Source organism: uncultured Fretibacterium sp., from assembly GCF_938040765.1.
Lineage (GTDB): Bacteria > Synergistota > Synergistia > Synergistales > Aminobacteriaceae > CAJPSE01.
In genome coordinates, this window is sequence record NZ_CALIAA010000201.1 from 1 (window position 1) to 6,218 (window position 6,218).

A 6,218-nucleotide genomic window follows, 5' to 3' on the forward strand; every position below is an offset into this window, starting at 1 on the left:
CGTTGTCAATCGCAGGGTAGACGAATACTATATGCGCCGGGCCCTGTCCCTGGCCCTGCGCGGCATGGGGCGAACCTCCCCCAACCCGATGGTGGGCTGCGTGATCGTCCGCGACGGCCAGGTGATCGGGGAGGGGTATCATGCCCGCTGCGGCTCGGAGCACGCGGAGGTTGCGGCGCTCGGGGATCTCGCCCGCCGGGGCGGGACGGCCCGCGGCGCCGTGGTCTACGTCAATTTGGAGCCCTGCAGCCATTTCGGCAGAACGCCGCCCTGTGCGCCTCGCCTCGTCGAGGAAGGGGTCGCACGCGTCGTGGCGGGCATGGCGGACCCCAACCCCAGGGTGAATCGCGGAGGGTTGGAGATCCTGCGCGCGGGGGGCGTCGAGGTCGACGGGCCGTGCCTCGAGTCCGAGTGCCGTTGGCTGAACCGCGGTTTTATCCGGGTGCAGACCCTGGGACGCCCATGGGTGACGCTCAAGGCCGCGGCGGGGCTTGACGGCCGCATGGCGCTGCCCCATGGCGAGAGCCGGTGGATAACGGCTCCCGAGTCCCGTCAGTGGGCGCATCGGATGCGCGCCTCTCACGACGCCGTCATGGTGGGGGTGGGGACGGTGCTGCAGGACGACCCCGAGCTGACCGTACGCGACGCGGAGGGGGAAAGCCCTCTTCGGGTCGTGGTGGATTCCCGTCTGTCGACCCCCGTCTCCGCAAAGGTGGTGACGGGGTCGGGAGGCTGTCTGATCTTCACCTGCTGTGAGGACCCCGCCAGGGCGGACGCACTGACGGCCGCAGGGGCGCGGGTCCGCAGGGTGCCCGAGCGCGGCGGGAGGGTGGACCTCGAGGCGGTGCTGTCGTCCCTGGCCGAAGAGGGGGTCCTGAGCCTCATGGTCGAGGGGGGCGCGGGGGTCCTGACGGCGTTTATGGAGCTTGGGCTTGCGGACAGCCTGGCCCTCTTCACCTCGTGCCGCATCATGGGGGAGGGGCCGGGAATCGGGACGGGCCTGCGTTTGGGCGCCATGTCCGAGTCCCTCCTTTTGCGGGATGCGACGGTGCGCCGGGTGGGGCCCGATTTTCTGACGGAGGCGCTTTTTTCATGTTCACCGGGCTTGTAGAGGCGGTCGGCGCGGTGCGCGCCTTTCGCAGGGCGGAGGAGGTCTCTTTGCTGTCCATCGAGTGCCCCGCCCTGGCGTCCGAGCTGGTGCTGGGGCAGTCCGTGGCGGTGAGCGGCGCATGCCTTTCCGTCGTGGCCCTGCACGGGGACGTCTTCGACGTGGAGATGATGCCGGAGACCGCGGAGCGCACGTGGTTCGCCGACCTGAGGCCGGGGACCCTCGTCAACCTGGAGCGGGCCATGGCCCTGGGGGATCGGCTGGACGGGCACCTGGTCCTGGGGCATGTCGACGGGACCGCCGTCCTGAAGCGCCTCTCGGGGACCGGGCGGACCCGGGTGGCCTGTTTCGGCGCCGGGCCGCCGCTGCTGAGGGGGATCGTCCCCAAGGGGTCGGTTGCGATAGACGGCGTCAGCCTGACCGTCATCGGCGTCTCCGCCTCGGATTTCTCCGTCGGTCTCATCCCGACGACGCTCGAGTCCTGTACCCTGGGGCGGATGGCGGTGGGGACCGTCGTGAACCTGGAGACCGACATTTTGGGCAAGTACGTGGAACGCCTTCTGGGATCTCGAGGCTCCGGAATGCGTCTGTCGATGGAGGAGCTGAGAGACCTTGGATACTGAAGTGCGGAATTGGGAAGCGGGATCGGTCTTCAACACGGTCGAGGAGGCGATCGAGGACATCCGCCGGGGGCGTATGGTCCTCGTCGCGGACGACGAGAACCGGGAGAACGAGGGCGACCTTATCGTGGCCGCGGCGCACGCGACGGCGGATAACGTCAACTTCATGGCCCGGTATGCACGGGGCCTGATCTGCGCCCCCGTGTCGGGGGAGATCGCCCGAAGGCTGCGTCTCGACCCCCTGACCGCGCACAGCACGGGCAGGAAGTCCACCGCGTTCCTGGTCACGGTGGACGCCCGTGAGGGGACGACGACGGGGATCTCGACGGAGGAGCGTGCCCTTACGGCCCGCCTCCTGTCCGACCTCGAAGCCCGTCCCGAGGATTTCCTGCGCCCCGGGCACCTCTTCCCCCTGGAGGCCCGCGAAGGCGGCGTCCTGGTGCGCGCCGGCCATACCGAGGCCACGGTCGACCTCGTGCGACTGGCCGGACTGCCCGCCGCCGGGCTCTGCTGCGGGGTGATGAACGACGACGGGACCATGGCGCGGCTTCCGGACCTGATCGCGTTCGCGAAACGGCATGGGCTGAAGTTCGTCGCGGTGAAGGACCTCATCGCCTGGCGTTGCGCCCGGGAGAAGCTGGTCGAAAGGCGGGTCGAGGTCAACCTCCCGACGGACTTCGGCCTCTTCTGCGTCTACGCCTACCGCAGCAAATTGCAGGACGACGACGCGCATACCCACGTCGCCTTGGTCAAGGGGGACATCTCGGGGCCGGACCCCGTCCTGGTTCGGGTGCACAGCGAGTGCTTCACCGGGGATATCTTCGGTTCCCTGCGCTGCGACTGCGGCCCTCAGCTCCATGCGGCCCTCTCCATGATCGAGAAGGAGGGCGCGGGCGTTCTGCTCTACATGCGGCAGGAGGGACGCGGCATCGGCCTGCTCAACAAGCTGAGGGCCTACCGGCTGCAGGACGAGGGGATGGATACGGTCGACGCCAATGTGGCGCTGGGCTTCCCCCCGGACCTCCGGGACTACGGCACGGGGGCGCAGATTCTCATGGACCTCGGGCTGAGGAGGATTCGGCTGCTGACGAACAACCCCAAGAAGGTGATCGGCCTCGGGGGATACGGGCTCGAGATCGTGGACCGGGTCCCTCTGGTGATCGAGCCGAACGAGTACAACGAGAGGTATATGCGGACCAAGGAGCTGCGGATGGGGCACGTGCTGCACGGGATCTGAACGTAGCTTTTTACTTGCAGGGGAGCCTGCTCCCTTGGCGGGGGCGGAGCCCCTGAATGGGGTTGTTTATCGAGTCGTTTAAGGAGGCTTATCTGCGATGCGGACGATAGAGGGAAAATTGCTGGGAACGGGGCTTTCCGTGGCGATCGTGGTCTCCCGATTCAACGACCTGATCTCCGAAAAGCTGCTGGAGGGGGCCAAGGACGCGCTTCTGCGCCACGACGTGTCCCATCAGGCCGTGGAGGTCTTCAGGGTTCCGGGGGCCTGGGAGCTGCCCCTGGCGGCCAAGGAGCTGGCCCTGAGCGGCAAGTACGACGCGATCATCGCCTTGGGGGCGGTCATACGGGGCGACACGCCGCACTTCGACTACGTCTCCGCCGAGATGTCGAAGGGGCTGGCGCAGGTGGGGCTGGAGCACCGGGTTCCGGTGGTCTTCGGCGTCCTGACCTGCGATACCCTGGAGCAGGCCCTGCTCCGCGCGGGCAGCAAGGCGGGCAACAAGGGGGCGGACAGCGCGCACACCGCCATCGAGATGGCCAACCTGCTGAGGAATATCCGCCTTTCCGGGGGGGCGAAGGGGGAGCTGCGCGATGCTTGACCTGCGCTGGATCCTCGCGAACCGCGAGGAGGCGGAACGCTGTCTGAGGAACCGACGGCACGATTTCGACCTCGGCGTCCTGGAGTCGCTGGACGGAAGGCGCCGCAGGCTGATCGCCGAGACCGAGGAGCTGAAGGCCCGGAGGAACGAGGGGTCCCGTAAGGTCGGGGAGGCGAAGCGGTCGGGGACGGACGCGTCCGCCCTCATGGAGGAGATACGCCTCATGGGGGACGGCATCCGGGAGCGGGATTCCGCCCTCGCGGAGGTCGAGGACGAGCTGAAACGCATCCTGATGACCCTGCCCAACCGCCTGCACGAGAGCACGCCCGTGGGCGCGGACGAGAACGACAATCCCGTGGTGCGCTCCTGGGGCGAGCCGAAGGACTTCGGCTTCGAGCCCAAGCCCCATTGGGAGCTGGCCGAGGATCTGGGGATCATGGACTTCGAGAAGGGCGTCATGCTCGCCCAGAGCCGGTTCACCCTCCTGAGGGGCATGGGGGCCCGGATGGAGCGGGCGCTGATCTCCTTCATGCTGGACCTGCACACCACCCGGCACGGCTACATGGAGATGGAGCCGCCCTTCATGGTGCGCTCCGAGATCCTGGAGGGGACGGGACAGCTTCCGAAGTTCGCGGAGGACCTCTATCGGATAGAGGGGGAGGACCTCTGGATGATCCCGACCGCGGAGGTGCCCCTGACGAATCTGCACCGGGGGACGATCCTGGAGGAGTCCGACCTTCCGAAATATTACACGGCCTATACCCCATGCTTCCGCCGGGAGGCCGGCTCGGCGGGGCGCGACGTCCGGGGAATGCTGCGCCAGCATCAGTTCGACAAGGTGGAGATGGTCAAGCTCTGCACCCCGGAGACGAGCTATGAGGAGCTGGAGAAACTGACGGCGAATGCGGAAAGGGTGCTGCAGCTTTTGGAATTGCCCTACCGCGTCGTGGCGCTCTGCTCCGGCGACATCGGGTTCGGGGCGGCCAAGACCTACGACCTCGAGGTGTGGCTTCCCTCTCAGGGCAAGTACCGTGAGATCAGCTCCTGCAGCAATTGCGAGGACTTCCAGGCCCGCCGCATGGATACGCGCTACCGGCCGGCCGGCGGGGGGCGGCCCCGCTTCGTCCACACCCTCAACGGATCCGGTGTGGCTATTGGACGGGCGTTGATAGCCGTTCTGGAGAACGGCCAGGCTCAGGACGGAAGCATCAGGATCCCGGAGGCGCTCGTCCCCTATATGGGCGGCGTGGCCGAGCTCCGAAGGAACTAGGGGGCGTCTCGGTGGCCGGCTATGCGGCGATGGTGGCGGGGTGCGGCGCCGCGGCGCTGCTCTGCGTCGGGGTCCAGTATTGCGCGAAGCGGATGCTGGAGCCCCGCCAGTACGGCTATTTCCGCGACCTTCTGCTGGCGGGGTGCTGGATGCTCATGGCGCTGTGGTTTGGCGACGCCAACGCCCGTATCGTGGTGGGAGGCGCCTTTCTGGCCGGGATCGCGGGCCTTGGCGAGGACCTGTATTCCGACCGGCGCTGGCGCCTGGGCTACCTTCTGATCGGCCTCTTCTGCGCGCTCGCCGGTCCCTCGATCGCCTTCCTGAGGTTCGCGGATGGGGAGTATGTCTACCTGACGCCCCTGGCCTCGCTGGTCGCCACGACCCTCTGGTTCACCCTGTTTCCCCTGTTGTTTCGTCATCTGGACGAGATTCCGGGGCTGCTGGGCCATATCCTCGCCGTCACGTTCTCGCTCATGCTCATGGCGGTGCTGCTGATGGGGCGCCCCGCGGCCGATGCGTTCTTCATGGCCTTTTCGGGGATGGCCCTGCTCGGCGCCTTCTGGAGCCGGTTCGGCAATGCCTACAGGCAGGCGGGGCATGCCATGTCCGCGATGTGGAGCGTCCTCGCGGCCGGGACGGCGGTGCTTGGCGGCAGCAAGGGCATCGTCTTCAGCTCCATGCTCTTTCTCTCCCTGGGGCTCTTCGCGATCCCCCTGGCGGAGGTCTCGCTGCACTGGGCCAGCATGTTCTTCACGGAGCATCCCTACGGGACGGAACGGCTTTACCGCCGCATGATCGCCCGGGGCCTCGAGCACCCCGACGCCGTTCGGTTCGTCGCGGGGCTCTGTGCGCTCGTGAGCATCGCCGCGGCGCTCCTCCAGTCCCCGACGACCTACCGGGCCTGGGGTTGGTGGCTGGCCGCCGGGCTCTGTTCCCTGGGGGTGGTGCTGCCCCTCCTGCTGCGCCGCCGGTCCCGGTCGCCGATGAATGGGGAGAAGCCGTCGCTCTGGGGCGTTCGGATCGACAACGTCTCCATGAATTACGCGGTGTCCCGGGCGCGGGGGCTGATCCTGAGCCCCGGGGAGGAGGCCCGGCTCGTCGCGACCGTCAACGCCCTGGGGATGGAGGAGGCCGTGCGGGACCCCGGCTACCGGGCGGCCCTTGGCGATGCCTCCATGGTCCTGGCGGATGGGGTCGGGCTCCTCTGGGGAATGCGCTTTCTGGGCATGTCCCTGCAGGAACGGGTAACGGGGATCGATTTTGCCGAGCAGCTCTGCCGCGTCGCGGCGGTCGAGGAGTGGCCCGTATACTTTCTGGGCGCCAAGGGGGACACGGCCGCGGCCTGCGCGGAGGCCCTCTCGGGGCGCTGTCCCGGGCTGATCGTC

Annotated in this window: 6 protein-coding genes; all 6 read left to right on the forward strand. The window is 67.9% G+C overall.

The features are described from left to right. The coding region (ribD, locus tag Q0176_RS06980) for a bifunctional diaminohydroxyphosphoribosylaminopyrimidine deaminase/5-amino-6-(5-phosphoribosylamino)uracil reductase RibD (RefSeq protein ID WP_299300674.1) at positions 1–1,111 on the forward strand (1,111 nt) is incomplete at its 5' end. Then, positions 1,093–1,731, forward strand: coding sequence for a riboflavin synthase (locus tag Q0176_RS06985; protein ID WP_299300677.1), 639 nt, complete (start codon positions 1,093–1,095; stop codon positions 1,729–1,731). The genes ribD and Q0176_RS06985, both read left to right, overlap by 19 nt. Continuing rightward, positions 1,721–2,965 (forward strand): bifunctional 3,4-dihydroxy-2-butanone-4-phosphate synthase/GTP cyclohydrolase II, encoded by a 1,245-nt coding sequence (locus Q0176_RS06990; protein ID WP_299300680.1) that lies wholly within the window; start codon positions 1,721–1,723, stop codon positions 2,963–2,965. Before Q0176_RS06985 ends, Q0176_RS06990 begins: the two co-directional genes overlap by 11 nt. A 97-nt stretch (positions 2,966–3,062) precedes the next feature. Beyond that, the gene (gene ribE / locus Q0176_RS06995) at positions 3,063–3,563 is read left to right on the forward strand and encodes a 6,7-dimethyl-8-ribityllumazine synthase (protein ID WP_299075629.1); all 501 of its coding nucleotides are present in this window, start codon (positions 3,063–3,065) and stop codon (positions 3,561–3,563) included. Further along, positions 3,556–4,833, forward strand: coding sequence for a serine--tRNA ligase (gene serS, locus Q0176_RS07000; protein WP_299300683.1), 1,278 nt, complete (start codon positions 3,556–3,558; stop codon positions 4,831–4,833). The genes ribE and serS overlap by 8 nt, the downstream gene beginning before the upstream one ends. A gap of 11 nt (positions 4,834–4,844) precedes the next feature. Beyond that, the coding region (locus Q0176_RS07005) for a WecB/TagA/CpsF family glycosyltransferase (protein ID WP_299300686.1) at positions 4,845–6,218 on the forward strand (1,374 nt) is incomplete at its 3' end.

Bases quoted from the DNA above. Each gene is read 5' to 3' on its own strand.
- Q0176_RS06985 (WP_299300677.1), top strand. From the start codon at position 1,093: ATGTTCACCGGGCTTGTAGAGGCGGTCGGCGCGGTGCGCGCCTTTCGC.
- ribE (WP_299075629.1), top strand. From the start codon at position 3,063: ATGCGGACGATAGAGGGAAAATTGCTGGGAACGGGGCTTTCCGTGGCG.
- serS (WP_299300683.1), top strand. From the start codon at position 3,556: ATGCTTGACCTGCGCTGGATCCTCGCGAACCGCGAGGAGGCGGAACGC.